Source organism: Achromobacter sp. 1L-A-4-B-C2, assembly GCF_057291955.1.
The window spans coordinates 81,043-105,663 of sequence record NZ_JBXAWP010000005.1; the positions used below are offsets into that span (position 1 = coordinate 81,043).

Sequence of the window (24,621 nt, forward strand, 5' to 3'; positions counted from 1 at the left end):
GGAAAAACCAAAGAGACTTCGTTATTCTGCATTCGCGGATTTCACCATTCCGCCCGCGCCGCCATTCACCGGAACGGCAACGCATCCGAATCCTGCGGCCGCAGACCAGGACTGTCCAACGACATGGCGACACAAAGGAAAGTGAGCTTGCTGGCGGTCCTGATTGCGCTGGCCGTACTCAGCGTAGCGGTGGGCTTTGCCAACGCGTTGGTCGCCGGTTACCAGGTCCAGAAGGCGCAAGCCGTGCGCAACGCGCTGGAATCGAACCGGGCGTACGCCCAGAAACTCTCCGAAGTCATCACCCTGTATCTTGCCGCCGTCCACCGTCAGCTGGACGTGGGCGCCGACGCGTTTACGGCCGGCCAACTGTCCGGGGCGCAGCGGCAAACCGAACTTGCCCGCCTGGCCTCAAGGATCGAAGGCGTTTCGGCCGTGCTGCTGGCCGACGCGCAGGGCACGGTCACGGCGCGCGGCGCGAACAGCCCTGGCACGCTAGCCGCCGTCAATAGCCTGAACGATTTGCGCGTTGCGGAAACCCGCATCGGCGAATGGGTCCGCCCGTGCTGTCAACCAGACGGTCACCCCGACGGCCGACACGCGACGCTGACGCTGGTGAATCCCCTTCCCGATGGCGGCGCGCTTGCGGCCGTGGTGATCCTGGAACGCGGCAGCCAGATCGACAAGCTGATCGGCCAGCATCCCTATGCCGACGGCACCCAGGTATACCTGGTGAACAGCGCCGGCCAAGCGCTTTACAGCCGCGACGCCAACACGCCCTTGGCCATCGTGCCCGGCAACACCCCCGCCGGCACGCCGACCATGACCGCCCCCGGCTCGGCTCAGGTGACAGACGCCGACGGCCATGTCCTGTTGACCGGCTACGCGCCGTTGGGCAAGGGTAAATGGGCGGTGGTCGTGCAGCGGCCGTTGGACCACGCGCTGTCGCCGTTGAAGGCGCTGCTGTACGAATCCCTGCGCCTGGCCATCCCCGCCGTGTTGCTGACCTTGATTGCGGTTAGTGCCCTGGCCTACGCCATCGCCCGCCCGCTGACGCGCCTGACGCGCGCGCTGGCCACCCCCGTCGCGGCCGACGCCCCGGGGCTGACCTCCAACGGCCCCCGCGCCTGGTACGCCGAGGCCGATGCCTTGCGCACCGCCCTGGCGGCCCGGCTGGCGCAGCACCGGCACGAAGTCGGCAGGCTGAATACAGAATCGCTGACGGACCCAATGACCGGCCTGATGAACCGACGCGCCATGCGCTTGCGGCTGGATGAACTGGTGGGCGCCGGCACCGCGTTCGCGATCATTGCGCTGGACGTTGACCATTTCAAGCAGATCAACGACACCCACGGCCACCCCACGGGCGATCAGGTCCTGATTGCACTGGCGCGCACGTTGAGCGCCAGCGTACGCCAGCAAGACCGGCCGTTTCGGGTGGGCGGCGAGGAGTTCGTGGTGATCGTGCCGGACGCCGCCGAAGCCGTGGCCATGGCCGCGGCCGAGCGCATCCGCGCGGGGGTCGCGCGCACCGACATGCCGCCCGGCGTGGGCCAGGTGACGGTGTCCGTGGGGCTGGCCTTGTGGCCACAAGACGCGGCATCGCCCCAAGCCGCCGTTACCTGCGCCGATCAGGCTTTGTACGCGTCCAAACAAAACGGACGCAACCGCGTTACCCGATGGAATACCCGGCACGTCCATACAACCAACCCCGAAGGCAAGGTGGCAACGTGAGCTATTCATTGATCCTGGCATTGTGCGCAGCCGTATTCTTCTTTCTTCTGCTTGGCGCGATCCGCGTCGGCCGCTACCTGGGCCATCGGCACGACATGGACGAGAAAAGCCGCGCCGGTTCGGCGGCAATCGAAGCGTCGGTCTTCGCGTTGCTGGGCTTGCTGATCGCCTTCACCTTTTCGGGCGCGGCCCAGCGCATGGCCGACCGCCGCAACCTGCTCGTGCAAGAGGTCAACGCCATCGGCACCGCCTGGCTGCGCATCGATATGCTGAACGCGCCCGACCAGCCGCCGCTGCGCGACCAGTTTCGCCGCTACGTAGACGAACGCATCAACTACTACCGGCACGTGGCCGACCTGGATCATCGTGACGCCATCGCGGCCAAGGCGTCGGCCTTGCAGAACGAAATATGGAAGACGTCCATGGCGGCCGCCAGGAACGCCGTGCCGCCGTTCGCGGCATCCTACATCGGCGCCGTCAACGACATGTTCGACGTGTCCTCGGCGCAAATCGTCGCGCAGAAGGTGCACCCGCCCGCGATGACGTATGTGTTCGTGGGATTCCTGGCGCTGGTGTGCGCCTGCCTGATCGGCCTGAACCTGGCCAGCGCGCATCGCGACACCCTGCTACACCAGATCATCTATGCGCTGGTCATGACGGCGGCGCTGTACATCATTGTCGACTTTGAATTTCCGCGCATCGGCGTAATACGCATCGACCAAAGCGACGTCCTGCTGATGGCGCAGCGCCAGGCCATGGGCGGCGAGCCATCCGGGGCGCGCCCGTGACACGCGCCCCCGCCCTGTCGGCGCGTGCGTCGGCGTGCGTGGTCGCGGCGGTGGCTTGCGTCGTGGGCGCGGGTGCAGGCGCGCAAACGCTGCGCCTGACGCAGGACGATCTGCAAAAGCGCGCCAACGGCGTGCTGGCCTTGATGTCGTATTCCATCGTGCCCGACATCACGACCAGTTCGCTGTCCATTGGCGGCGGCGGGTCCACGTCGGGGTCCAGCGAATTTTTCATGACGCAGCTGGGCGGCGGCGACACCATTTCAAAGTCGGTGCCGATCTACCTGGAAGGGGTGCTGGCCGGCAGCCGCTACGACCCCACCTTCGTGGCCACCCAGGGCACCGAGTCGCGCAACATCCCGACCAAATGGAACAGCCTGTCGGCCACCGGCGGCATCGGTTGGGACTTCAAGCTGACCGACGAGTTGAAGCTGCGACCCATCTTCAACGTTGCGCTGGGCAACGTCACCAGCGACCTGCGCGCGGCAAGCTGGTACGTGGGCCGCCAGACGGGCAAGGACGTCACCTTCCTGGACCGCGGGTCGCTCAATGCCTATGGCCTGGGCGGGTCCTTGATGCTGGACTACGAGCATTACCGGCCAGGCTACGAGGTGGACGTAGAGCTGCGCTATTCGGACATCCGCCTGCAGAGCTTTTCCAGTTCGGCGGCCGTGCAGGGCAGCGCCATCGCGCAATCGGCCAACCTGTGGGCACGCTACCGGGCACCCACGGGCATCACCCTGCTGCAACGCCCCTTGCGCTATGTGCTGGAGCTGACGCATTCGGAATTCCTGGGCGACCAGCGCGGCGTGTTGGGATTTGACCGGCTGACGTCGGTGGGTGCCGGGCTGGAGCTTGATTCCAGCGCGTATGACGTCATCATCACCCGCACGCGGCTGGTGGGCCGCTATGTGTTCGGCAACAACGTGTCGGGGTTTTCAGTGGGGCTGGCGGTCAGCTTCTGACGCGCGCAAAGCGGTCAGGCGTCCGCCGCGCCATGCACGGCCAGCGACTGCGCAAGCCCAAGCGCATGCGCCAGGAATTCCGACCCGTCGTCCTTGCGATAGCTGGCGATAACCGGCGACACGAAGCCGTCCCCCTCGATGCGCACGTGCACCACGTCCTGCCGCTGCAAACGCTGCACGGACGCCGGCACCACGGACACGCCCAGACCCGCCGCCACCAGGCCGATTGCCGTCTGCAATTCGTTGGCCTCCTGCACGACTTGCAGCGCATGCCCGCCCGCGCGAAACAGCCCCAGCACGTGATCCGCGAAGTTCGGGCGTGGGCGCGCGGGATACAGCACGAAGGGTTCTTGCGCCAGGCGGTCAACGGACACGCTGGCCAGTCCCGCCAAGGGGTGATGCAAGGGCACGGCGGCCATCAGCGGTTCGGTCATCAGCACCCGGCGTTCGATGGCCGGGTCATCCAGCAGAATGCGGCCGATGCCCAGGTCGATGCGCCCGGCCTTCAACGCTTCGATCTGCGGCAGGCTGGTCATCTCGGTCAGGCCCACTTCCACTTGCGGGTCGGCGCTGCGCAGCTGGCGGATCAGTTCCGGCACAAAACCATACAGCGTCGACGGCACAAACCCGATGCCGAACCAGCGGCGCTGGGTCTGGCCCAGGCGGCGCGTGCCTTCCAGCACTTCTTCCAGGCGCGCGGTCAACAGCCGCGACTGTTCCAGCAGAAAGCGGCCGGCTTCGGTCAGCCGCAGTGCGCGCGTGGTGCGTTCGAACAGCACCACGCCCAGCTCGTCTTCAAACTGGCGGATCTGGCGGCTAAGCGGCGGCTGGGCGATATGCAAACGCGCGGCGGCGCGGGTGAAGCTGCCCTCTTCCGCCACGGCCTGAAAGTAACGCAAGTGCCTCAGTTGCATGGGTCACCTAGACTGGAAAGGTATGAATGGAAACCCATATAGTCTTGGACGCCAAGGAAAAGCACAAGCCATACTGCGAAGATTGCTGGCCCTTCGGCTGGAAAAGTATGAATCCAGCTAGCGTGGGGCCGCCCACACAAAGACAAAGCCGCGCCGCCCGACAAGAGCGCGTCCTGAATAAACCAAGCACCTTGGAGACAACCATGCGCCTGCGCCATGTGATCAAACCCTTAGCCCGCGCCGTCGTGGCCCTGTCGCTGATAAGCGGCGCGTCGGCCGCGCTGGCCGACAGCTACCCCGACCATCCCATCAAGTGGGTCGTGCCGTTCCCGCCCGGCGGCGCCATGGACAGCATCGCGCGCACGTTGGGCGAATCGATGAGCAAGCAGCTCAATACCTCGGTCATCGTGGAAAACCGCGCGGGCGCGGGCGGCAACATCGGTGCGGCCAGCGTCGCGCGCGCCAAGCCGGACGGCTACACGATCCTGATCGTGGCCAACGGCATGGCGGTCAACCCCGCGCTGTACGCGGATTTGAACTACGACCCCATCAAGGACTTTGCGCCGATCTCGTTGCTGGCGGTCGTGCCCAACGTATTGGTGACCAACCCGGCGCGCACGGGCGCGACCAGCGTGCAGGACGTCATCACGAAAGCCCGCGCCCAGCCCAACCACTACACCTACGCGTCGGCGGGGGTCGGCACATCGATTCATCTGGCGGGCGAACTGTTCGTGTCGATGACCGGGGTCGACATGCTGCACGTGCCGTACAAGGGCAGCGGCCCGGCCGTTGCCGACTTGCTGGGCGGCCAGGTGGACTACATGTTCGACAGCATCACGTCGGCCAAGCCGCACATCGCCACGGGCAAGCTGCGCGCGCTGGGCGTCACCACCGCCAAGCGTTCGGCCGCCCTGCCCGACGTGCCCACCATGCAGGAGGCCGGCGTGGCGGGCTATGAACTGATGCCGTGGTTTGCGGCCTTTGCGCCGGCCGGCACCAAGCCTGAGGTGGTGGCGAAATTGAACGAAGCCATGCGCAACGCGCTGGCCGAACCGAAGGTCAAGGCGACGCTGGATTCCATCGGCGCGGAATCGATCGGCAGCACGCCGGACGCGCTGCGCGACCATCTGGCCAAGGAAACGGCGCAGTGGAAGACGCTGGTGAAGGAACGCAATATCAAGATCAACTGACCGGGGCCGCGTCCCGCCCCAAGAAAAACGCCCACGCCGCTTTCGCGTCCGTGGGCGTTTTGCCATCCGTTGATACGGCTTATTCCACCGTCGCTCCGGATTTTTTCACCACTTCGGCCCAGCGCGGAATCTCGGTGGCCATCAAGGCGCGCAACTGGTCGGGCGTGCTGCCAACCAGTTCCATGCCCATGGTCTTGCCCAGCTTTTCCTGCACGTCGGGCTCTTTCAGGATGATGGCGATTTCGGCGGCCAGCTTGTCCAGGATCGGCTTGGGCGTGCCCTTGGGCGCGTACACCGCCTGCCAGGACGCCATCTGAAAGCCCGGCACGCCGGCTTCCTGCATCGTGGGCACGTTGGGCGCGAGCGAAATGCGGTCCTTGGTGGTCACGGCCAGCAGCTTGAGCTTGCCCGTTTGCAAGAGCGGCAGCGCGGCGGTCATCTGGTCAAACATGAAGGTGACCGCGCCCGAGGACACATCGACCATGGCGGGCGGCGTGCCCTTGTACGGCACGTGCGTGAGCGGCACCCCGATCATGCTGGAAAACAATTCGCCCGCCAGATGGGTGGACGTGCCCGCGCCGGACGAGGCAAACGTGCGCTTGGCGGGGTCGCGCTTGAGCAGCGCGATCAGATCGGCCACCGAGTTCACGCCCAGGTTCGGATCCACCAGCAACACGTTGGGCAGGTACGCGATCAGCGAAACGGGTTCGAAATCCTTGACCGGGTCGTACTTCAGGTTCTTGTACAGGCTGGCGTTGATGGCGTGCGTGCTGATGGTGCCACCGAACAAGGTGTAGCCGTCGGGCGCCGCCTTGGCCACGTAAGTGGCGCCGATGCCGCCGGCCGCACCGGGCTTGTTTTCAACGATCACGTTCTGGTGCAGGCGGTCGCCCAGTTTCTGGGCCAGCACGCGGCCCACCACGTCGGTGGACCCGCCAACGGTAAAGGGCACCACATAGGAAATCGGCTTTTGCGCGGGCCAGTCGGCGGCGCTTGCCGCGGTGGCCAGCGTGCCCAGGACGGCGCCGGCCAGCAGCGCGGCCAACGCACTGCGTCGTTGCATGTTCATGGTTTGTCTCCTGCCTTGGTTTATTGCTTATAGGTATGGGGTCGCCGGCCGCATGGCCGGCGGCAAGGCTCGGTGGCCTTGGCTTGCGGGTTTGGCCTGGTGTTTGGCCTGCTGTTTTGGCTTACCGCCCCTGCGCTTTGCGCCAGGCGGCGAATTTGTCTTTGGTGCCCGGGTCGGTGGGCGGGTACAGGCCCAGGATGGACGCGCCCTGCTGCACCTGGCTGGTCACGAAGTCTTCGAACGCGGTCATTTCCACGGCCTCGACCGAGATTTCATCGGCCAGATGCGCGGGAATCACCACCACGCCTTCGCGGTCGCCCACCACGATGTCGCCCGGCCACACAGCCACGTCGCCGCAACCGATGGGCGCGTTGATGTCCAGCGCCTGGTGCAAGGTCAGGTTGGTAGGCGCCGAGGGGCGCTGGTGATACGCGGCAAAGCCCAGCTCGGCGATTTCCGGCGAATCCCGAAAGCCGCCGTCGGTCACCACGCCGGCCACGCCACGCTTCATCAGCCGCGTCACCAGGATGGAGCCGGCGGACGCGGCGCGCGCGTCCTTGCGGCTGTCCATGACCAGCACCGCGCCTTCCGGGCAGGTCTCAACCGCCACGCGCTGCGGATGCGAGCGGTCTTCGAACACCTTGATGGTGTTCAGGTCTTCGCGGGCCGGGATGTAGCGCAGCGTGAACGCGGGGCCGACCATGTTGGGCAGGTTGGCGTTCAGCGGACGCACATCCTGGATGAACTGGTTGCGCAGGCCGCGCTTGAATAGCGCCGTGCACAGGGTGGCCGTGCTGATGCCGGACAGGCGCGCACGGGTTTCGGGATTCATTTGGGACACGATGGCTCCGGGCAAAATGCGGAAAACAAAATTGAAATCACAAAAATGAAATCACAAAGAATGAATTCGCAAAAATGAAAGGCGATAACTGATCGGCGCGGCGGGCAGTGGCCCGCCGTTGCGCTTAGAAGATCTCGGGCTCCGGCACCGGTGCGCCGAATTCGGTTTCCAGGAAGTCAAAATCGCAGCCGTCGTTGGCTTGCAGGATGTGCTTGGAATACATCCAGCCGTAGCCGCGCTCATAGCGCTTGGGCGGCGGCGTCCAGGCGGCGCGGCGCGCGGCCAGTTCTTCGTCGCTGATGTTCAGGTGGATGCTGCGCGCCGGCACGTCGACGGTGATCAGGTCGCCCGTCTTGACGAAGGCCAGCGGGCCGCCCACGTAGGATTCGGGCGCCGCGTGCAGGATGCAGGCGCCGTAGCTCGTGCCGCTCATGCGTGCATCAGACAGGCGCAGCATGTCGCGCACGCCCTGCTTGACCAGCTTGGTCGGGATCGGCAGCATGCCCCATTCCGGCATGCCCGGGCCGCCTTGGGGGCCGGCATTGCGCAGGATCATGATGTGTTCGGGCGTGACGTCCAGGTTCTCGTCATCGACCGCCGCCTTCATGCTGGGGTAGTCGTCGAACACCAGCGCGGGGCCGGTGTGCTGCAAGAACTGCGGGGCGCAGGCGCTGGGCTTGATGACGCAGCCGTCCGGCGCAATGTTGCCGCGCAAAACCGCCAGCGCGCCTTCGTCGTAGATGGCGGTGTCCAGCTTGCGGATCACGTCATCGTTATAGACCTCGGCGCCCGCGATGTTCTCGCCCAGCGTCTTGCCCGTCACCGTCATGGCCGACAGGTCCAGGTGCCCTTCCAGGCGCGTCATCAACGCGGGCAGGCCGCCAGCGTAATAGAAGTCTTCCATCAGGTAGGTGTCGCCGCTGGGCCGGATGTTCGCAATGACGGGCACCTTGCGGCTGGCGGCATCAAAGTCTTCCAGGCCGACGGCGTGGCCCGCGCGGCGCGACATGGCCACCAGGTGGATGATGGCGTTGGTCGAGCAGCCCATGGCCATGGCCACGTTGATGGCGTTCTTGAACGACGCCATGTTCAGGATGCGTTGCGGGGTCAGATCGTCCCAGACCATTTCCACCACACGGCGGCCGCATTCGGCGGACATGCGCATGTGGTTGACGTCAGCCGCCGGAATCGACGAGGCGCCCGGCAGCGTCATGCCGATGGCTTCGGCAATGGCCGTCATGGTGCTGGCCGTGCCCATCGTCATGCAGGTGCCGTAGCTGCGCGCGATGCCGCCTTCCACTTCGGTCCACTGTTCTTGCGTGATCTTGCCGGCGCGGCGTTCGTCCCAGAGCTTCCAGGCGTCCGAGCCGGATCCCAGGATCTTGCCCTTCCAGTTGCCGCGCAGCATGGGGCCGGCGGGCACGTACACACACGGCAGCCCGGCGCTGATGGCGCCCATCAACAGGCCCGGGGTGGTCTTGTCGCACCCGCCCATCAGCACCGCGCCATCGACCGGGTGGCTGCGCAGCAGCTCTTCGGTTTCCATGGCCAGGAAGTTGCGATACAGCATGGTGGTGGGCTTGACGAACGATTCCGACACCGAGATCGCCGGCAGCTCCACCGGAAAGCCGCCCGCCTGGAACACGCCGCGCTTCACGTCTTCGACGCGCTGCTTGAAGTGGCTGTGACAGGGGTTCAGGTCCGACCAGGTGTTGATGATGGCGATGATGGGCCGGCCGACCCAGTCGTCCGGGCCGTAGCCCATCTGCATCATGCGTGAACGGTGGCCGAACGAACGCAGGTCATCCTTGGCCATCCAGGCGGCGCTGCGCAGACTTTCGTAGGTACGTTTCATGGGGGAATAAAGAAAGGCGTGGTGGGGATGAAGCCATTTAAACACTAATACATTAGTGCGTCAGCTAGGTGGAAACCCGCTACACTGCGGGCTTTACCCCGTACCCCGCCAGGCCAGCGATGCAAAGCCCCAAGCTAAGACTGGACCGTTCGCGCCACGCGGCGCCCCAGGTCTTCGAACATCTACGCGAACAGATCGTGTCGCTGGAGCTCGCCCCCGGCGCGCCCCTGTCCCGCGTGACGCTGGCCGAAACGTATGGCCTGAGCCAGACGCCGATTCGTGACGCGCTGATGCGGCTGGCCGAAGAGGCGCTGGTGGAGATTTATCCGCAGCACACCACGGTGGTCAGCCGCATCGACATCCCGGCGGCACGCCAGGCGCATTTCCTGCGGCAATCGCTAGAGCTTGAAATCGTGCACATGCTGGCGCAACGGCCCGACCCCATCCTGCACCAGCGCCTGCAAGCCAGCATCGACTTGCAGCACGCCAGCCACGCCAGCGGGCAATACCAGCACTTCATCAACGCCGATCAGGCGTTTCACCGCGACATGCACACGGCGGCGGGCGTGCACAGCCTGTGGGAACTGGAGCAGCGCTACAGCGGGCACCTGGATCGCTTGCGCCGGCTGCATCTGCCCGAGGCCGGCAAGGCGGAACGCATCATGGACGACCATCAACGCCTGCTGGACGCCATCGTGGCGCAAGACCCGGTCGGTGCGCAGCGCGTGCTGCGCGAGCATCTGTCGGGCACGCTGAGCCAGGTGGCCGAGATCTGCAAGCGGTATCCGGAATATGTGCTGGAGCAATAGCGGGATAGATCGGCGGGGATAGCGCGACGGCCAAGCGCGCATCAGCCTTCCTGCCTGCCGGCCTTCCTTCCTGCCTGCCTGCCCTCCTGCCGGCCTTCCTGCCTGCCCGCCCGTCAGCCTTCCGGCCCGCCAACGCGGCCCGGCCTGCGCCTAGTCCAGCGGATACCGCCGGATGACCGTCTTGCCGTCGCGCTCGGCCAGCGACAACAGGCCGTCGCCGGACAAGTCCAGCCCGATCAGGCCGGTTTCCACATCCTGCGGCATTTGAAACGGGCGCCAGGTCTTGCCGTGGTCGCGCGTATAGAAGTACGTCTTGGTGTATTCGTTGAACGACAACAAATGGTCGGCGTAGGTCTTGATGACCCACGCGTTGGGGCCAAACCAGGCGTCGCCGATCCAGCTTGGCGTGCCCTGCACGCTGGGCGATACCGCGCGCCGCCGCCATGACCGATCGGCTTTGTCCAGTTCATAGATCGCGTCGCCCTGGGTCTGAAACACGGCCTGGTCGCGCGTGTACAGGTCGTCCGGCGCTGGCGCGGGCACGGGCGGCACGCCCTGCGTGATGCGGAAGCCGGGCGGTGCGCCGTCCTGGAATTCCACTTCGAAACGCCGCGTCTCCAGCACTTCGTTGCCGTGGGACGCATTCAGGCTGACCCGCGTGCGCCAGCTCCAGCCGACGGCGTGCGTGTCGTCCAGCGGATAAAGCGACCAGTCGTAGGCCAATTGGTCGTCGGCGCGCGGGTTGCCGGGCCGTTCGGCGGCTTCGCGGAACGCGCGATCGAACGCGCTGGCGTCGGGCCAGACCTGGTCGTCCAGCCGCGTGGCCGCCCAGTGGCGCGCGCCATCTTCGCTGACCAAAAGGCGCTGCCCGGACTCATGGCGTTCCAGCGCGATGACGCGCTGCCCGGTCAGGAATACGGTGTACTGGCGCGAGCCGCCCAGCGTGACATCGGGCGCGTAGGTCCAGGTCTTGCCCAGGTCGTCCGACCGCAGGGTGTCCCAGCCGGAGGGCGACTCGCCCTGCCCGGCCGCCGGCGCAGCGGTCACCAGATACAGCGTGCCGCCGTCGGGCGCGCCGATCACGCTGACGCCGGTATCCCCGCGCACCGACCCCAGCAGCTCGAACACGCCGGTGCCCTGCCCGCCATAGATCAGGTTGCGCGTGTCGGCCAGTTGCCAGGGCGGGGGCTGGCGCGCGTCGTAGCCAGGCAGTTGCGCGTCCAGCAGCGGCGCGCGTTCCAGGTTGGCCAGGTCCTTGGCGCCGACCAGGCGCTGGCCGATCAACAGTTGTCGTTCACCAAACCGTTGCAGCGACACGCGCGAGGACGAGGCCAGCGGCAAGCCGTTAAGTTCGCCGATGACTTCGCTGCGGGTCAACGGCTGGCCCATCGGCACCAACTGGTAGATGCCATAGCCCAAGACCGCCGCGACGGCGATGGCGACGCCGCTGGCAAGCAGTCTAAAGTTCATGGCGACAACACATACGGGGGATGAAGACCAACCATTTGGCCGGTGGCGTTTGGAGAATGGGCGAAACTATAGCGCGTTGCGCAACGTTCTCTATACTGGCGTGACATACTCTTACGCCGCATCGGCCACACACGGAACCCGGACATGATTGCAAGGCTCGCCCCGCTTACCCTAGCCCTGCTCGTTTTCGGGGCAGCCGCCTGGGGGCAGCCCGCAAAAGCCGTCGCGCCGGATGTTTGCGCGGCGGTGACCGTACGCGAAGGCGATCCGATTCCCGCCGACGCCTGCGCCGTCAACATCGTGCCGCGCGACCTGGGCGTATCCGGCATGACCTTTGGCGGCGACCCGGTCTGGACGCCGCTGGACCCGCAAGCGATGCCCGGTGTGTTCTATGACAGCGCGTCCATCGCCCCCATGTCCGACCGCCCGGTGGTGATGGCGGTGACCGTGGCCTGGTTTTACGCGCAGCCGCGCGTGTCCGAGACCAACGGCCAGCCTTACGCGTCGGTGTCGCAGCCCATCATTTTGAATTGCAGCGCCAACACCTACACCGTCACGCAGACCCAGCACTACGCCGGCAACAACGCCACCGGCGCGCTGGTGGAATCGATACCCGTGGCGGGCATCCACAATGCGCCGGTCGCGCGGGACCCCGTGCAACGCAAGCTGCGCGGCGTGGTCTGCCCGGCGCCGGGCAAGAACGCGCGCAAGTGACAGGCGGCGGGCGCCGACCCCGCCGCGCAGTGGCATCGCTTGCTGCGCTCTGTCTATGCGCGCCCTGTCCGCACGCTGTCCGCGCCCTGTCCTCGCCCTGTCCTCGCCCTGTCCGCACCCTGTCCGCGCCCTGGCCACGCCCTGCTTGCGCCCTACCTGCGCCCTGCCTGCGCCCTGCCTGCGCCCTACCTGCGCTCTATCCGCGCCAGTACCGATACAAGCCGCGCGCCGCCGCGTCCAGCAGAAAGCCCAGCACGCCGATCATCAACACCATAGCCATCAGTTCTGAATAGGCCAGCCGGTCACGCGTGTCCAGGATGAAATACCCCATCCCCGCCGACACGCCCAGCATCTCGCACGGCACCAGCACAATCCACAAAATGCCGATGGCCAGGCGCACGCCGGTCAGGATGTGGCCCAGCACGCCGGGCAGGATCACGCTGCGCAAGGTCTCCCAACGCGTGGCCGCCACACTTTGCGCCAGCTGTAACCAGCGCGGGTCCAGCTGCTGCACGCCGGCCGCCGTGTTCAGCACGATGGGCCAGACGGCGGCGAACGTCAGCAGGAAATAGACCGGATCGTCGCCCACGCCGAACACCATCACGGCTATCGGCATCCAGGACAGCGGCGAAATCATGCGCAGGAACTGCATGGCGGGCGACACCGTGGCTTCCAGGCGGCGCCAACTGCCGATGGCCAGGCCCAGCGGCACGCCGATGGCCAGCGCAAACCCCAGGCCCACGCCGATGCGCCGCAGGCTGACCAGGATGTGCATCGGCAGGTCGGACGCCGTCAGCAATTCGGCCAGGCTGATGAATGTGGCGCCCGGCGAAAAGCGCCGCGCCATGCCGCCGGCAGGCGACAGCACGTCCGTGCCCAGCCACCACAGCGCCAGCAGCGCAGCCAGGCCGCCCAGGCCCAGCGCGCATCGCGCGCCCAGGCCCAGGGATCCCGCCCCGGCGCGAACCGTCCGCCCGGCCGGCGTCGTGGATGCCACGGACGGCGATTGTGGCGATTGCCCGGCGTGCTCGGTTTGCCCGGTGCGCTCGGTGTGCCCGGTGCGCTGGGTGCGCTCGGTTTGCACGGTTTGTGCCGCTTGTGCCGCTTGTGCCGCTTGTGCCATACCGTCTACCGCCCCGCCGCCGGCAAGCGATTCCCGTGCCGTCACGCCTGCACCATTTCAGTCCGGCTGTAGGCGTCGGGAAAGCCGAAGCGGCTCAGGCCGCCCACGGATTCGATGGCGCGCTTGACGTAGCGGTCGTCCACCAACTCGCGCGCCGCGCGGGCTGGGTCCAGGTCGGCAAGAAAGCCCCGGTCGGCCTCGATCACCGTGTCGCGCAGGCGGCGCACCAGCTCTTCGGTGTAGCTGGGAAAGGGATACGGCTGGAAGTCGATCCGGCGCTCATCCCAATCGGCATGGCGAATGGCACCGCTGGCCAGGTACTGCTCTCGGTCGGACGCGGGCGGCGCCAGCACCTTGGTCAGCGCCGGCAAGGCGTGCGGCGTGTAGCGGTTGATGCCTTCCTTGGACAGCAGTTGCGCCGTCTCGGCCCGATGGTCCCGAATCCACAGCTGCGCCTGCACGATGGCGTCCACCACCTTTTGCGACCACGCCGGCCGCTGTTCCAGGTCACGCTCGTGCATGAACACCACGCAGCACGCGTGGTTGCGCCACACGTCGCCGGTAAAACGCAGCACCTTGCCCACGCCCAGCGTTTCAGCCAGCGCATTGAACGGCTCGGCCACGATGTAGCCGGCGATGCGGTTCTGCGCCAGCGCGGGCGGCATGTCGGCGGGCGCCATGACGACCAGGTTGACCTCATTGGCGCCCGCTGAACCGTCCTTGCGCGCTACCGGCGTCAAGCCGTTTTCGCGCAGCAGGTATTGCAGCATGACGTTGTGGATGGAATACCAGAACGGAATGGCGACCGTCTTGCCGCCCAGTTCCTTGACGCTGTTGACAGCAGGCGCCACGGTCAGGCCGGACCCGCCCACGTGGTTCCATGCCACCACCTTGGCCGGCACCTGGCTGCCAAAGCGTGCCCACACGGTCATGGGCGACAGCAGATGCACCACGTTGACCTGCCCGGAAATAAACGCTTCGATCACCTGCGCCCAACTGCGCAGCAGCGTGGGCTTTTCTGCCTTGACCCCGGCCTTCTCGAACAGGCCATTGTTATGCGCCACCAGTAGCGGCGCGGCGTCGGTAATGGGCAGATAGCCGATGCGCACGGGCGCGTCCGGCTCGGTTTGCGCGCGGGCGTTGAACGCTGACAGCAAGGACGCTGCGCCACCTGCCGTCAGCAGGGCCGATAGTTTCAACCAGTCGCGACGCGACATGTGTTCCAGGCACATCAAATACTCCTTGCTTGGGAATCGGAATCCGGTCAGGCCGGTACAGACGCAACATGACCCGCGCGCAGCGCACTGCGCAAGCGGGTCAGGATTTCAAGGCGCAGCGCGCCCATTTCAGGCAACAGGTCGGCGCGCGGCTGCGGCAGGTCAACTTGCCAGGTGCCCAGGATGCGGCCGGGCGCGCCGCCCAGCAGCACGATGCGGTCAGCCAGCACCAGGGCTTCGTCGATATCGTGGGTGATCAGCACGGCGGCGGTCTGGAAATCTGCCACCACCTTGCGCAGCAGCAGTTGCATGTCGCCGCGCGTGACTTCGTCAAGCGCGCCGAACGGCTCATCAAGCAGCAACACCGACGGCTGGCGCGCCAGGCAACGCGCCAAGGCGGTGCGCTGGGCCATGCCACCGGACAGCTGCGCGGGGCGCAGGTGCCGCGCGTGCGACAGGCCGACTTCGTCAATGGCCTGGTCCACGCGCGCCCGGCGCTGCGCGTCCGTCAACGCCGGTTGATGCTTGAAGTCCAGCCCGAACGCCACATTGCGTTCCAGGGACAGCCACGGCAGCAGGCTGGGGTCTTGAAACGCCACCGCCACGCGCGGGTGCACGCCGGTCAGCGGCGCGCCTTCCATCAGCAGCGATCCGGCAGTGGCCCCTTGCAGGCCCGCCAGCACGCGCAGCAGGCTGGACTTGCCCGCGCCGCTGGCGCCCAGCACCGCCACCACTTCGCCGCGCGCCAGGTCCAGGTCGACCGCTTCAAAGACCGGCGCCGGTGCGGCGGGATAGCGCAGGGCCAGGCCGCGCGCCTGCAACACTGGCGGCGCGCCCGCCGTCATACCGCGATCCCGGCCGCTTCGGCCGCCAGCTTGGCCTGGCGCTTGGCCAATTCGGTTTTCAACTGCACCAGGCTAGGCGTGACGATGGGCAGGAAAGCCGCCTCGCGCCACCGCCGGGCAAAGCCCGCACCGGCACTGGTCAGATACGCTGCGCCGCCGCTGGCTTGCAGTTCCAGTTGCACCGCCTGCTGCGCGGCCTCGGCCAGCGCGATGCGGATCTCGAACAACGCCCAGGGCTCGGTTACGAAACGCCCGCTGCGCACCCCATCGATCAGGCTTGCGCTTAGGGCTTGCACCTGCGCGCGCAACGCCGCCAGGGGTTCGCCCAGGATGCCCCGCGACGCCTGCCCCTGCCCGCTTTGCGCCGCCGCCTGCAAGGCGCGCCGTGCCAGGCCGATAGACAAGCCGCATTGCAGCCCCGCAAAAGCCGGCCGGGCGCCGGGCAGATATTGGCGCGCGTCAGGGTGGATCAGCCACTCCGGATCGATGCGCACGCCCTGCACCTCCAACGCCGCCGTATTGCTGGACTGCAAGGCCATCAGCGAAAGGTCCGGGCTGCGCACCAGCCCCGCGATATCGTGCGGCAACGCCACCACGGCCGGCGTGCCGTCGGGTGCGCTGACGGCGGCCGCCACCAGAAAGCCCTGGGGCCGCAGATTCGTCACCCACGGCATGCGGCCGTCCAGCACCCAGGCGCCCTCGGATTCGCGCGCGCTGATTTGCAGCGATTCGATGCCCGACAAGAACTTCATCGCGTTCGACAGCGCGGTGGCGCCGGCTTGTTCGCCCGACAACAGCGCGGGCAACCAACGTTGCGCCAAGCCTGCGTTCGGACTGCGCAACAGGTATTCGATAAAGACACGCTGACCCCACGCCACGAAGGCGCTGGCGACCGAATACTCGGCCACTTGCGACACGGCTTCGATGGCGTCACCAATGTCCGTACCGCCCAGCCCGCCCTGCGCTTGCGGCACACCGATACGAAAGATGCCGGCCCGCGCCAGCCTGGGCAGCACGGTGGCGGCGTCCTGGGTGCCGTCGTCCAGCGCGTCGGCATGGTCGGCCAGCCACGCTGCCAGATCGTCAGGCAGGCGCAGGCCTGCGTCGGGGTTCAAGGCTTGCGCCGCCATCACGCGCCGCTCCAGGCGTAGTCACGCAGCTGCTCGTTCAGCGGGGTCTGCGCCAGGTTATTGCCAAAGTTGCAGATGGTGGCCAGCCCCACGCCCACAATTACTTCCAGCGCGTTGCCGTCCGTATAGCCGGCATCGCGCAGCGCTTGCAGTGCGTCGTCGCTGACGCGCCCGCGGGTGTCGATCACCGCTTCGGTGAACGCCGCCAGCGCTTGCAGGCGCTGGTCTGGCAGCACGCCTTGCGCACGCAGCGCATCGACAACCTCGGGCGACAAGCGCGCCTTGTTGCGCGCGATGGCGGTGTGGCCTGCCACGCAGAACGTGCAGCCGTGACGCGTGCCCGCCACCAGTTGCACCACCTCGCGTTCCTGCAAGCTAAGGCCGGCGCGCGCGTTCAATTGCGACAGGGTTTGATAGGCTTCCAGCGCCACCGGCGCATTGGCCAGCACGCCCAGCAGATTGGACAGGTATCCCGCGCCCTGCTCCGCGGCGGCCAGCGCGGCGCGCGTGGGTTCGGGAGCGCTTTGCGCGGTATGGACGGGCAAACGGGCCATATGGATCTCCTGGGTGTCGTTCAAGACAAGGTTGAAAACAATATTGTGCGGGCGCCCGGCCACAAGCGACAATGCGCGAAGATCGCAACTTGATGCTAGATCTTATCGACTTTCAGCTATGCGCTTATAACCAGCCGAAACTGCGACGGTCACTGGACCAGATCAGTTGCGAGTTACCGTCACCAGCACCGCCCCCAAGCTCCGCCCCCACCTTCGCCACCGCCACGCCTGCCGACCTTGCCCAACGACGCCTCCCCTACCGATCAAGCCGCCGTCGACGCGCTGCTTCTGTCCAGCCTGGAAGTGCAATCCAGCTTGTATCACCTGGGCCAGTATTGCGGCAATTGGTCCGCTAGCACCAGCGGCCGCGCGCGCGCCAGCTTTCATCTGATTCTTCACGGCCAATGCCGCGTTGCACTGCATGACGGCCAGGGCGCCGAGCTCGACACGCTGACGCTTGCCGCCGGCGACGGCATATTTTTCCTGCGGGATATTCCGCATGCGCTGACGCCGCTTGATGCCGCGGCGCCCGGCACCGCGCTGTGCCGCGCCATGGAGCCGCTGCTGCCGCGGCAGGCCGATGGCACGGGCCTGGCCTGCGGCTTTTTCCAATTCCGGCCGGGGCTGGCCGACCTGTTGGCCGACACCCTGCCCGACTACCTGGTGCTGCGCGCCCAGGACGAGCGCTTTCGCACGGCGCGCGGCGTGTTCGACCTGATCCTGGCCGAAACCGCCGATACCGCGCCCACGCCGGGCGGCTCGCCCGTGGTGCTGGAACGGCTGACCGACCTGCTGATCTTCTTCATGCTGCGCCATCTGGCCGTGCATGATCGTCAGGCCTACGGGCTGTTCGTGCTGGCGCGCGACCCCGCCATGGCCAGCCTGCTGCAAGCCATCCTGGCGCAGCCCGCCGCGCCCTGGAGCATGCAGGACATGGCCGACCGCCTGCATATGTCCAAGGCCACGTTCCACCGACGCTTCACGCTGCAAAGCGGCACCACGCCCGCGCAGCTGCTGCAATTGCTGCGCATGCGCGTGGCGCGCCGGTATCTGAGCCAGGGCGTGGGCATACAGGATGCGGCCGAGCGCGTGGGCTATCAATCGCAGGCGGCGTTCAGCCGGGTGTTTCTGCGCACCGAGGGCGTCGCGCCCTCGGCCCTGCGCAAGCGTCCGCCGGGCGGCGCTTAAACCTGCGCCAACGCTTGTTCCAGATCGGCGATCAGGTCGTCGATGTGTTCGATGCCGATGGACAAGCGCACCGTTTCTTCGCGCACGCCTGCCTTTTGCAGCTCTTCGGGATTCAGCTGCCGGTGCGTGGTGGATGCCGGGTGGGTCGCCAGCGACTTGGAATCACCGATGTTGACCAGGCGCGTGAACAGTTGCAGCGCGTCCTGGAAGCGCGCGCCCGCGTCGCGGCCGCCCTTCACGCCGAAGGTGAACAGGCCCGGCACCTTGCCGCCCAGGTACTTCTGCGCCAGCGCGTGGTCGGGGTGGTCCGGCAGGCCCGCGTAGTTCACCCATTCCACCTTCGGATGTTCACGCAGGAAGTTCGCCACCTTGACCGCGTTTTCAACGATACGGTCCACGCGCAGCGCCAGCGTTTCGATGCCTTGCAGAATCTGGAACGAGTTGAACGGCGAGATCGCCGCGCCCGTGTTGCGCAGCGGCACGACGCGCGCGCGGCCGATGTAGGCGGCCGGCCCGAATGCTTCGGTGTAGACCACGCCGTGGTAGCTCACGTCCGGTTCGTTCAGGCGCTTGAAGCGCGCCTTGTGCTCGGCCCACGGGAATTTGCCGGAATCAATGATGGCGCCGCCCAGGCTGGTGCCGTGGCCGCCCAGGTACTTGGTCAGCGATTGCACCACGATGTCGGCGCCGTGCTCGATGGGGCGCAGCAGGTATGGCGACGGCACGGTGTTGTCCACGATCAGCGGCAGGCCATGGCGGTGCGCGACGTCGGCCAGCGCGGCGATATCGGTGATGTTGCCCAGCGGGTTGCCGACCGATTCCGCGAAGATGGCCTTGGTGCGGTCATCGATTTGCGCTTCGAAGGCGGCCAGGTCGCTGGGGTTGGCAAAGCGCGTGGTGATGCCGTATTGCGGCAGCGTGTGCGCGAACAGGTTGTAGGTGCCGCCATACAGCGTGCTGGACGAAATGATGTTGTCGCCCGCTTCCGCGATGGTCAGGATGGCATAGGTCACGGCCGACTGGCCCGAGGCCAGCGCCAGCGCGGCAATGCCGCCTTCCAGGGCCGCCACGCGCTGCTCCAGCACGTCGGTCGTGGGGTTCATGATGCGGGTATAGATGTTGCCCGGCACCTTCAGGTCGAACAGGTCGGCGCCATGCTGCGTGTCATCGAACGCGTAGGCAACGGTTTGATAGATGGGCACGGCGACGGCGCGCGTGGTCGGGTCGGGGCGGTAGCCGCCATGCACGGCCACGGTTTCCAGGCGCCAGTTGGGCTTCTTCGGTTCAGTCATGTGTCTCTCCAGGAATGTCGTTGATTCGATATGGCGGATCAGGCCGCCAGGGCGCGCGTGGCGCTCAGGATACGGTCGATGTCCGCGTGATTGTTATAGGCGCCGACGGACAAGCGCACGTAACCATACTCCACCACGCTGGCCACCACACCGGCGCGCGTCAAATGCGCCAGCGCGGCGGCCGGGTCGGCCACGCGCAACGCTGTTGTGGTGCTGCGCAATTCGGGGTCGGACGGCGATACCACGGCCACCCCCTGCGCCCGCAAGCCGTCGTGCAAGGCGTGCGACAGTTCCAGCACCCAGGGTTCGATGCGATCCGGGCCGGCGCCTTCGATCAGATCCAGCGCGCCCGCCCAACCCGCGATGCCCGGGTAGTTGAGGTTGCCGGTTTCCAGACGGCGCGCGTCGCCCGCGTCCGCCACGCCCACCTGCCATTGCAGGCCCGACTTGTCCAAGGTGGTGACGCCCGATGGCCCCACGTAAAGCGGGTCCAGCGCGTCCAGCAATTTTTCCGACACATGCAAGAGGCCCACGCCCAGCGGACCCAGCATGCCCTTGTGCGCGCCGCTGGCGAAGGCGTCCACCTGCCATTCGTCTACCCGCGCGCGCAGCAGCCCTGCCCCCTGGATGCCATCGACCACCAGCCAGATGCCGTGCTGCGCGCAGCGGCGGCCCAGCTCGGCAATGTCGGTACGCAGGCCGGTGCCGTACTGCACCCATGACACCGCGATCAGACGGGTGCGCGCATCCACGTGCTGCCATAAATCGTCCACCGTATAGCGATGCGACGTCGCCGCCGCCACGCGCACCTGCACGCCGTGGCGGCGCAGGTTCAACCACGGCAAGGCATTGGTGGGATGTTCCTGATCATCCACGATCAGGTTGTCGCCGGGTTGCCAGGGCAGGCCCTGCGCCACGGTGTTCAAGCCTTCGGTGGTGTTCTTGGTGAAGGCCAGCCGCCGGGCGTCGCCGCCGATCAGACGTGCCAGGCGCACGCGCAACGCATCGGCATCGCGCAGCCATTGCGGCTTGTCAATGCGGGCATGGGTGATGCCCTCAAAAAACTGTGCCACCGCATCGGCCACCTTGGGCGACAGCGGGCTGGTGTAGGCGATGTTGGCGTAGGCCTTGTCACGCGTGATGGGAAATAACTGCCTGAATTCGTCCTGCCAGCTCATGCGCGGCCTTCCTGTGGATTGCAACTTGGTATGGCCGAATTCTAGGGACCCGATGCACATCTGGATAAGGCTTAGTTCTTATATTGATATGACGATACAGTCGCTCGGATATCGCGGGCGCGCCCCTAGAATTCATGCCTTTCTTGCATACATACGATACGGGAACGGCATGCGATTGATTCAATTCTGGAAGACGGCGGGCGTGGCGGTGGCGCTGGCCGCGGGCGTGGCGCAGGCAGGCACCGTCGATACCATCAAGAAGCGCGGCGAACTGGTTTGCGGCGTCAGCCAAGGGTCGGCCGGCTTGTCGATTGCGAACAAGGACGGCCGCTGGACCGGCCTGGACGCCGACCTGTGCCGCGCGCTGGCCGCCGCCGTGCTTGGCGACGCGAACAAAACCCGCTTCGTGCCCTTGAGTTCGCAGCAGCGCTTTCCCGCGCTACAGTCCGGCGAAATCGACGTACTGAACCGCAACACCACCATCACGTCCAGCCGTGACGCGGGCCTGGGCATTGCGTCGGCCGGCATCGTGTTCTACGACGGCCAGGGTTTTCTGGTGCCGCGCAAGCTGGGCGTCAAAAGCGCCACCGAGCTTGAAGGCGCGCAGGTCTGCGTGCAGCCGGGCACCGTCAATGAACAGAACCTGGTCGACTACTTCAAGAAGAACAAGCTGACGTATCGGCCCGTGGTGATTGAAAACCTGGTCGAACTGGAACAGGCCTTCTACGCCGGCCGCTGCGACGTGTACCTGTCGGACGCGTCCACGCTGGCCGCCAGCCGCGCGGCGCGCGCCGCCAAGCCGGACGACTTCGTCATCCTGCCCGAACGCATCAACAAGTCGCCGCTTGGCCCCTTCGTTCGGCAGGACGATCCCAACTGGGCCGCCATTGTGCGGTGGACGGTCAACGCGCTGGTGGCCGCCGAAGAGCTGGGGGTGACGTCGGCCAATGCCGACGCCCAATCGCAAAGCACCGACGCACAGGTACGCCGCCTGCTGGGCGTGGACCCGGGCATCGGCAAAAGCTTCGGCCTGGACGAAAGCTGGGCCAAGAACGCCATCAAGGCCGTGGGCAATTACGGCGAAGTGTGGGACCGCAACCTGGGCGCCAACACCCCGCTGAAACTGGACCGTGGCCTGAATGCACAATGGAACAAGGGCGGCCTGCTGTATTCGCCGCCATTCCAGTGAAGCGCTAACGATTGAACGCGGCGGGCGGGCCACCGGCCCGCCTTTTGCATGGGCAAGACTTCAATGACTGCAACCACACTTCCCTTTGCGCCGCCCGGCTTCCTGCGCCGCTGGCTGCCCACGCTGGCATGGACGCTGGTGCTGGGCGGCATGGCCGCCGTGTTGCTGGCGCACATCGAAGGCGTACAGGCCGCGCGCGGGGTGCAAGGCGGATTCGGCTTCCTGCTTCAGCCGTCGGGCTTTCGCATTTCGGAAAGCCTGTTGAGCGTCACGCCTGACGATCCTTACTGGATGTCGATCGCGGCGGGCCTGGTCAACACGCTGACAGTGGCCGTCCTGGCGATTGCGCTCGCGACGTTGCTGGGCATCGCGCTGGGCTTGATGCGGCTATCGGCAAACGCCTTGGCGGCGCGCGCCGCAGCCGCCATCATCGCCCCGCTGCGCAACACGCCGGTGTTACTGCAATTGTTCGTCTGGTATGGGGTGCTGTTGCGGCTGCCGGATGCCCGGCAAGCCTGGTCGCCGTTGCCATCCGTATTGCTGTCCAATCGGGGCTTGGCCCTGCCCGCCTTGCATGGCTGCTTGCCGTATGCCGCCGTGGTGATGGCCGCGTTGGCGCTGGCCGCCTGGGCGCGACGCCGCGCCTGCCCGCGCGCGGTGTATGCGGCCTTGGCCGCCGCCGTCCTGTTCGCTTGGGCGTTGCTGCCCGCCGTGCAGATTGACTTGCCGGTCAAGCGTGGCTTGGGGCTGCATGGCGGCTGGCAACCCAGCATCGAGTTCGTGGCGCTGCTGATCGGGCTGGTGGTCTTTCACGCCGCCTACATCGCCGACATCGTGCGCGCCGCCGTGCGCGCGGTGCCGCTGGGGCTGGTGGAAGCCGGCCAGGCCATGGGCTTGACGCCGCGCGCCGTGATGCAGCGGGTGATTGCGCCCTATGCCGTGCGGGTGGCGCTGCCGCCTTACGCCAACCAATGCCTGGCGCTGATCAAGAACAGCACCTTGGCCATTGCCATCGGCTACCAGGAACTGATGGCCGTCATCAACACCGCCATCACGCAGACGGGGCTGGCGCTGGAAGGCATTGCGCTGGCGCTGGCCATTTACCTGAGCCTGGCGCTGCTGGTGGGCGGCGGCCTGTCGGCCTGGAATGCGCGCCACGCACGGCATGGTCCGGGCGACACGCACGGGCCGCGCCTGGGTGACCGACCCCGCTGGAACGCCACGGACGGCCACCGACGCAGGCGCGGCAAGCTTGGCCAGGTCGCGCTGAACGGGCTGACGGCGCCAGCAACACGGCAAGCCTTGGCATCGGCAATCACCGCGCCATTGACCTTGGCAACAAGGGCGACGTACGCCTCGGCAAACACGGCGGCATTGGTCGCCGGATTCCGGCTTGCCATGACGGTGGCAATCACACTTGCGCTTGCGATGGCGGCGTGGGCGTTGCTGGACTGGGCCGTGCTGGGCGCGGTATGGCATGGCGAGCCCGAAGCCTGCGCGCGCGCCGCCGGCGCATGCTGGGCGGCCGTGGGCCAAAACCTGCCGCTGCTGGTCTTTGGCACGATGGCTCCGGGCGACCGGAGCGCCGCGCTGGTCGCCTGCGCGGCACTGGTCGCAGGCATCGCGCTGACGCTGGGCGCAGGCGGCCCGGCCGCGCGCCCGCGCCGGGCCGGGTCGGTGCCGGGGCACCCGCTGGGCTCGCTCGCCGCGTTGCAGCCGAGGCGGACGCCAGGTTCGCTGCCGGCGTTGCTGCCGAAGTTGCCGCCGAAGTGGCTGCCGAAGTTTCTGCCCAAGCTGCTACCCAAGCTGCCACCGAAGTTCCAGCCGGCACTGCTGCCTGTATTACTTCTGACGCTGCTGGCCATCGCCGTTTCCGCCTTGTCCGGGTGGCCCTGGGGCGGCGCGCCAATCGGGCCGCAACGCTGGGGCGGCTTGCTGGTCACGTTGATTCTGGCCATTGCCGCGCTGGCCGCCGCCGTGCCGCTGGCCTTTGCGCTGGCGCTGCTGCGCCGGTCCGGCAGCCGGGTCGGGTCGATGGCGGCAGCCGGCCTGATCGAAGCGGTGCGCGGCGTGCCGCTGGTGACCCAACTATTGTTCGCCTCGTTCGTGTTGCCCATGCTGTTAGGCGGCAACGTGTCCAAGTTCAGCATGGCGTTGGCCGCGCTGACCCTGCATACGGCGTGTCTGTTGGCCGAGGTGCTGCGCGGCGCACTGCAAGCGATTCCGCCCGGCCAGATGATGGCGGCGCGCGCGCTGGGCATGCGGCCGTTCACGGCCTATGCCACGGTGATCTGGCCACAAGCCCGCCGCATCGCCGCGCCGGCCGCCTTGGGCGTGTTCGTGGGCGCGGTAAAAGACACCTCGCTGGTCAGCATCATCGGCGTCTTCGACGTATTGGGCGCGGCCAAGGCGGTGGTCGCGGGCACCGACTGGCGGCCCTATCACGTTGAGGTCTACCTGGCGGTGGCGCTGCTGTATTTCGGCGCCAGCCTGGCGCTGTCACGCGTGGCCCGGCGCATGGAAACGCGCGCGGGTTAGCGCCTTCGGTAGCCGCGCTTGGCA

General features: G+C 66.8%; 21 protein-coding genes. 9 read left to right on the forward strand and 12 right to left on the reverse strand.

Features of this window, described 5'->3' with window-relative positions:
• Window positions 1-141 precede the first annotated feature (141 nt).
• The 3 genes from AC0Z35_RS22505 to AC0Z35_RS22515 are packed head-to-tail and all read left to right on the forward strand — an operon-like array spanning window position 142 to window position 3,481.
• A complete protein-coding gene (locus AC0Z35_RS22505) occupies window positions 142-1,731 on the forward strand; it encodes a sensor domain-containing diguanylate cyclase (protein ID WP_485133031.1) in 1,590 nt (529 codons plus the stop codon).
• Entirely contained in the window at window positions 1,728-2,519 is a 792-nt protein-coding gene (locus AC0Z35_RS22510) for a bestrophin-like domain (protein WP_485132977.1), read from the forward strand. The genes AC0Z35_RS22505 and AC0Z35_RS22510 overlap by 4 nt, the downstream gene beginning before the upstream one ends.
• A 38-nt stretch (window positions 2,520-2,557) precedes the next feature.
• Window positions 2,558-3,481: a hypothetical protein gene (locus tag AC0Z35_RS22515; protein WP_162941330.1), complete on the forward strand. Its 924-nt coding sequence runs from the start codon at window positions 2,558-2,560 to the stop codon at window positions 3,479-3,481.
• Between the two features lie 14 nt (window positions 3,482-3,495).
• Here AC0Z35_RS22515 and AC0Z35_RS22520 read toward each other — a convergent pair whose 3' ends face one another.
• The gene (locus tag AC0Z35_RS22520) at window positions 3,496-4,395 is read right to left on the reverse strand and encodes a LysR family transcriptional regulator (protein ID WP_219990261.1); all 900 of its coding nucleotides are present in this window, start codon (window positions 4,393-4,395) and stop codon (window positions 3,496-3,498) included.
• A gap of 203 nt (window positions 4,396-4,598) precedes the next feature.
• Between AC0Z35_RS22520 and AC0Z35_RS22525 the strand changes: the two genes are divergently transcribed.
• Window positions 4,599-5,585: a Bug family tripartite tricarboxylate transporter substrate binding protein gene (locus AC0Z35_RS22525; RefSeq protein ID WP_104145809.1), complete on the forward strand. Its 987-nt coding sequence runs from the start codon at window positions 4,599-4,601 to the stop codon at window positions 5,583-5,585.
• A gap of 79 nt (window positions 5,586-5,664) precedes the next feature.
• Here the strand turns inward: AC0Z35_RS22525 and AC0Z35_RS22530 are convergent, their stop codons facing one another.
• From AC0Z35_RS22530 to araD, 3 genes are all read right to left on the reverse strand, one after another.
• Window positions 5,665-6,654, reverse strand: a complete 990-nt coding sequence (locus AC0Z35_RS22530; RefSeq protein ID WP_046806733.1) for a Bug family tripartite tricarboxylate transporter substrate binding protein — start codon at window positions 6,652-6,654, stop codon at window positions 5,665-5,667.
• A gap of 121 nt (window positions 6,655-6,775) precedes the next feature.
• The gene (locus tag AC0Z35_RS22535; protein ID WP_104145808.1) at window positions 6,776-7,486 is read right to left on the reverse strand and encodes a ribonuclease activity regulator RraA; all 711 of its coding nucleotides are present in this window, start codon (window positions 7,484-7,486) and stop codon (window positions 6,776-6,778) included.
• Window positions 7,487-7,619: 133 nt separating this feature from the next.
• Entirely contained in the window at window positions 7,620-9,350 is a 1,731-nt protein-coding gene (gene araD, locus AC0Z35_RS22540; RefSeq protein WP_046806731.1) for an L-arabinonate dehydratase, read from the reverse strand.
• Between the two features lie 119 nt (window positions 9,351-9,469).
• Between araD and AC0Z35_RS22545 the strand changes: the two genes are divergently transcribed.
• A complete protein-coding gene (locus tag AC0Z35_RS22545; protein WP_485132976.1) occupies window positions 9,470-10,159 on the forward strand; it encodes a GntR family transcriptional regulator in 690 nt (229 codons plus the stop codon).
• A gap of 150 nt (window positions 10,160-10,309) precedes the next feature.
• On the opposite strand, the gene AC0Z35_RS22550 is transcribed toward AC0Z35_RS22545, so the two are convergent.
• Window positions 10,310-11,629, reverse strand: a complete 1,320-nt coding sequence (locus AC0Z35_RS22550) for a hypothetical protein (protein WP_485132975.1) — start codon at window positions 11,627-11,629, stop codon at window positions 10,310-10,312.
• A gap of 144 nt (window positions 11,630-11,773) precedes the next feature.
• Between AC0Z35_RS22550 and AC0Z35_RS22555 the strand changes: the two genes are divergently transcribed.
• Entirely contained in the window at window positions 11,774-12,343 is a 570-nt protein-coding gene (locus tag AC0Z35_RS22555; RefSeq protein WP_046806728.1) for a surface-adhesin E family protein, read from the forward strand.
• Between the two features lie 196 nt (window positions 12,344-12,539).
• Here AC0Z35_RS22555 and AC0Z35_RS22560 read toward each other — a convergent pair whose 3' ends face one another.
• The 5 genes from AC0Z35_RS22560 to AC0Z35_RS22580 are packed head-to-tail and all read right to left on the reverse strand — an operon-like array spanning window position 12,540 to window position 17,212.
• Window positions 12,540-13,466 (reverse strand): ABC transporter permease, encoded by a 927-nt coding sequence (locus tag AC0Z35_RS22560; protein WP_319301596.1) that lies wholly within the window; start codon window positions 13,464-13,466, stop codon window positions 12,540-12,542.
• 41 nt (window positions 13,467-13,507) lie between these two features.
• Window positions 13,508-14,698, reverse strand: coding sequence for an ABC transporter substrate-binding protein (locus AC0Z35_RS22565; protein ID WP_046806726.1), 1,191 nt, complete (start codon window positions 14,696-14,698; stop codon window positions 13,508-13,510).
• A gap of 32 nt (window positions 14,699-14,730) precedes the next feature.
• Entirely contained in the window at window positions 14,731-15,528 is a 798-nt protein-coding gene (locus AC0Z35_RS22570) for an ABC transporter ATP-binding protein (RefSeq protein WP_082134605.1), read from the reverse strand.
• A complete protein-coding gene (locus AC0Z35_RS22575; protein WP_485133030.1) occupies window positions 15,525-16,658 on the reverse strand; it encodes an acyl-CoA dehydrogenase family protein in 1,134 nt (377 codons plus the stop codon). Before AC0Z35_RS22575 ends, AC0Z35_RS22570 begins: the two co-directional genes overlap by 4 nt.
• Complete coding sequence (locus tag AC0Z35_RS22580; RefSeq protein WP_120157503.1) at window positions 16,658-17,212, reverse strand: carboxymuconolactone decarboxylase family protein; 555 nt, start codon at window positions 17,210-17,212, stop codon at window positions 16,658-16,660. Before AC0Z35_RS22580 ends, AC0Z35_RS22575 begins: the two co-directional genes overlap by 1 nt.
• A 237-nt stretch (window positions 17,213-17,449) precedes the next feature.
• Here AC0Z35_RS22580 and AC0Z35_RS22585 point away from each other — a divergent pair, with 237 nt between their 5' ends.
• Complete coding sequence (locus tag AC0Z35_RS22585) at window positions 17,450-18,400, forward strand: AraC family transcriptional regulator (RefSeq protein ID WP_485132974.1); 951 nt, start codon at window positions 17,450-17,452, stop codon at window positions 18,398-18,400.
• Here the strand turns inward: AC0Z35_RS22585 and AC0Z35_RS22590 are convergent.
• Both AC0Z35_RS22590 and AC0Z35_RS22595 read right to left on the reverse strand, forming a co-directional pair.
• Window positions 18,397-19,692 (reverse strand): O-acetylhomoserine aminocarboxypropyltransferase/cysteine synthase family protein, encoded by a 1,296-nt coding sequence (locus AC0Z35_RS22590; protein ID WP_046806723.1) that lies wholly within the window; start codon window positions 19,690-19,692, stop codon window positions 18,397-18,399. The genes AC0Z35_RS22585 and AC0Z35_RS22590 overlap by 4 nt on opposite strands.
• A gap of 38 nt (window positions 19,693-19,730) precedes the next feature.
• Window positions 19,731-20,870, reverse strand: coding sequence for an aminotransferase class V-fold PLP-dependent enzyme (locus AC0Z35_RS22595; RefSeq protein ID WP_485132973.1), 1,140 nt, complete (start codon window positions 20,868-20,870; stop codon window positions 19,731-19,733).
• A gap of 169 nt (window positions 20,871-21,039) precedes the next feature.
• On the opposite strand from AC0Z35_RS22595, the gene AC0Z35_RS22600 reads away from it, so the two are divergent.
• Together AC0Z35_RS22600 and AC0Z35_RS22605 are read left to right on the forward strand one after the other, a co-directional pair.
• The gene (locus AC0Z35_RS22600) at window positions 21,040-22,059 is read left to right on the forward strand and encodes an amino acid ABC transporter substrate-binding protein (RefSeq protein ID WP_120155895.1); all 1,020 of its coding nucleotides are present in this window, start codon (window positions 21,040-21,042) and stop codon (window positions 22,057-22,059) included.
• 63 nt (window positions 22,060-22,122) lie between these two features.
• Window positions 22,123-24,597, forward strand: a complete 2,475-nt coding sequence (locus tag AC0Z35_RS22605) for an ABC transporter permease subunit (protein WP_485132972.1) — start codon at window positions 22,123-22,125, stop codon at window positions 24,595-24,597.
• The last annotated feature ends 24 nt before the right edge of the window (window positions 24,598-24,621 follow it).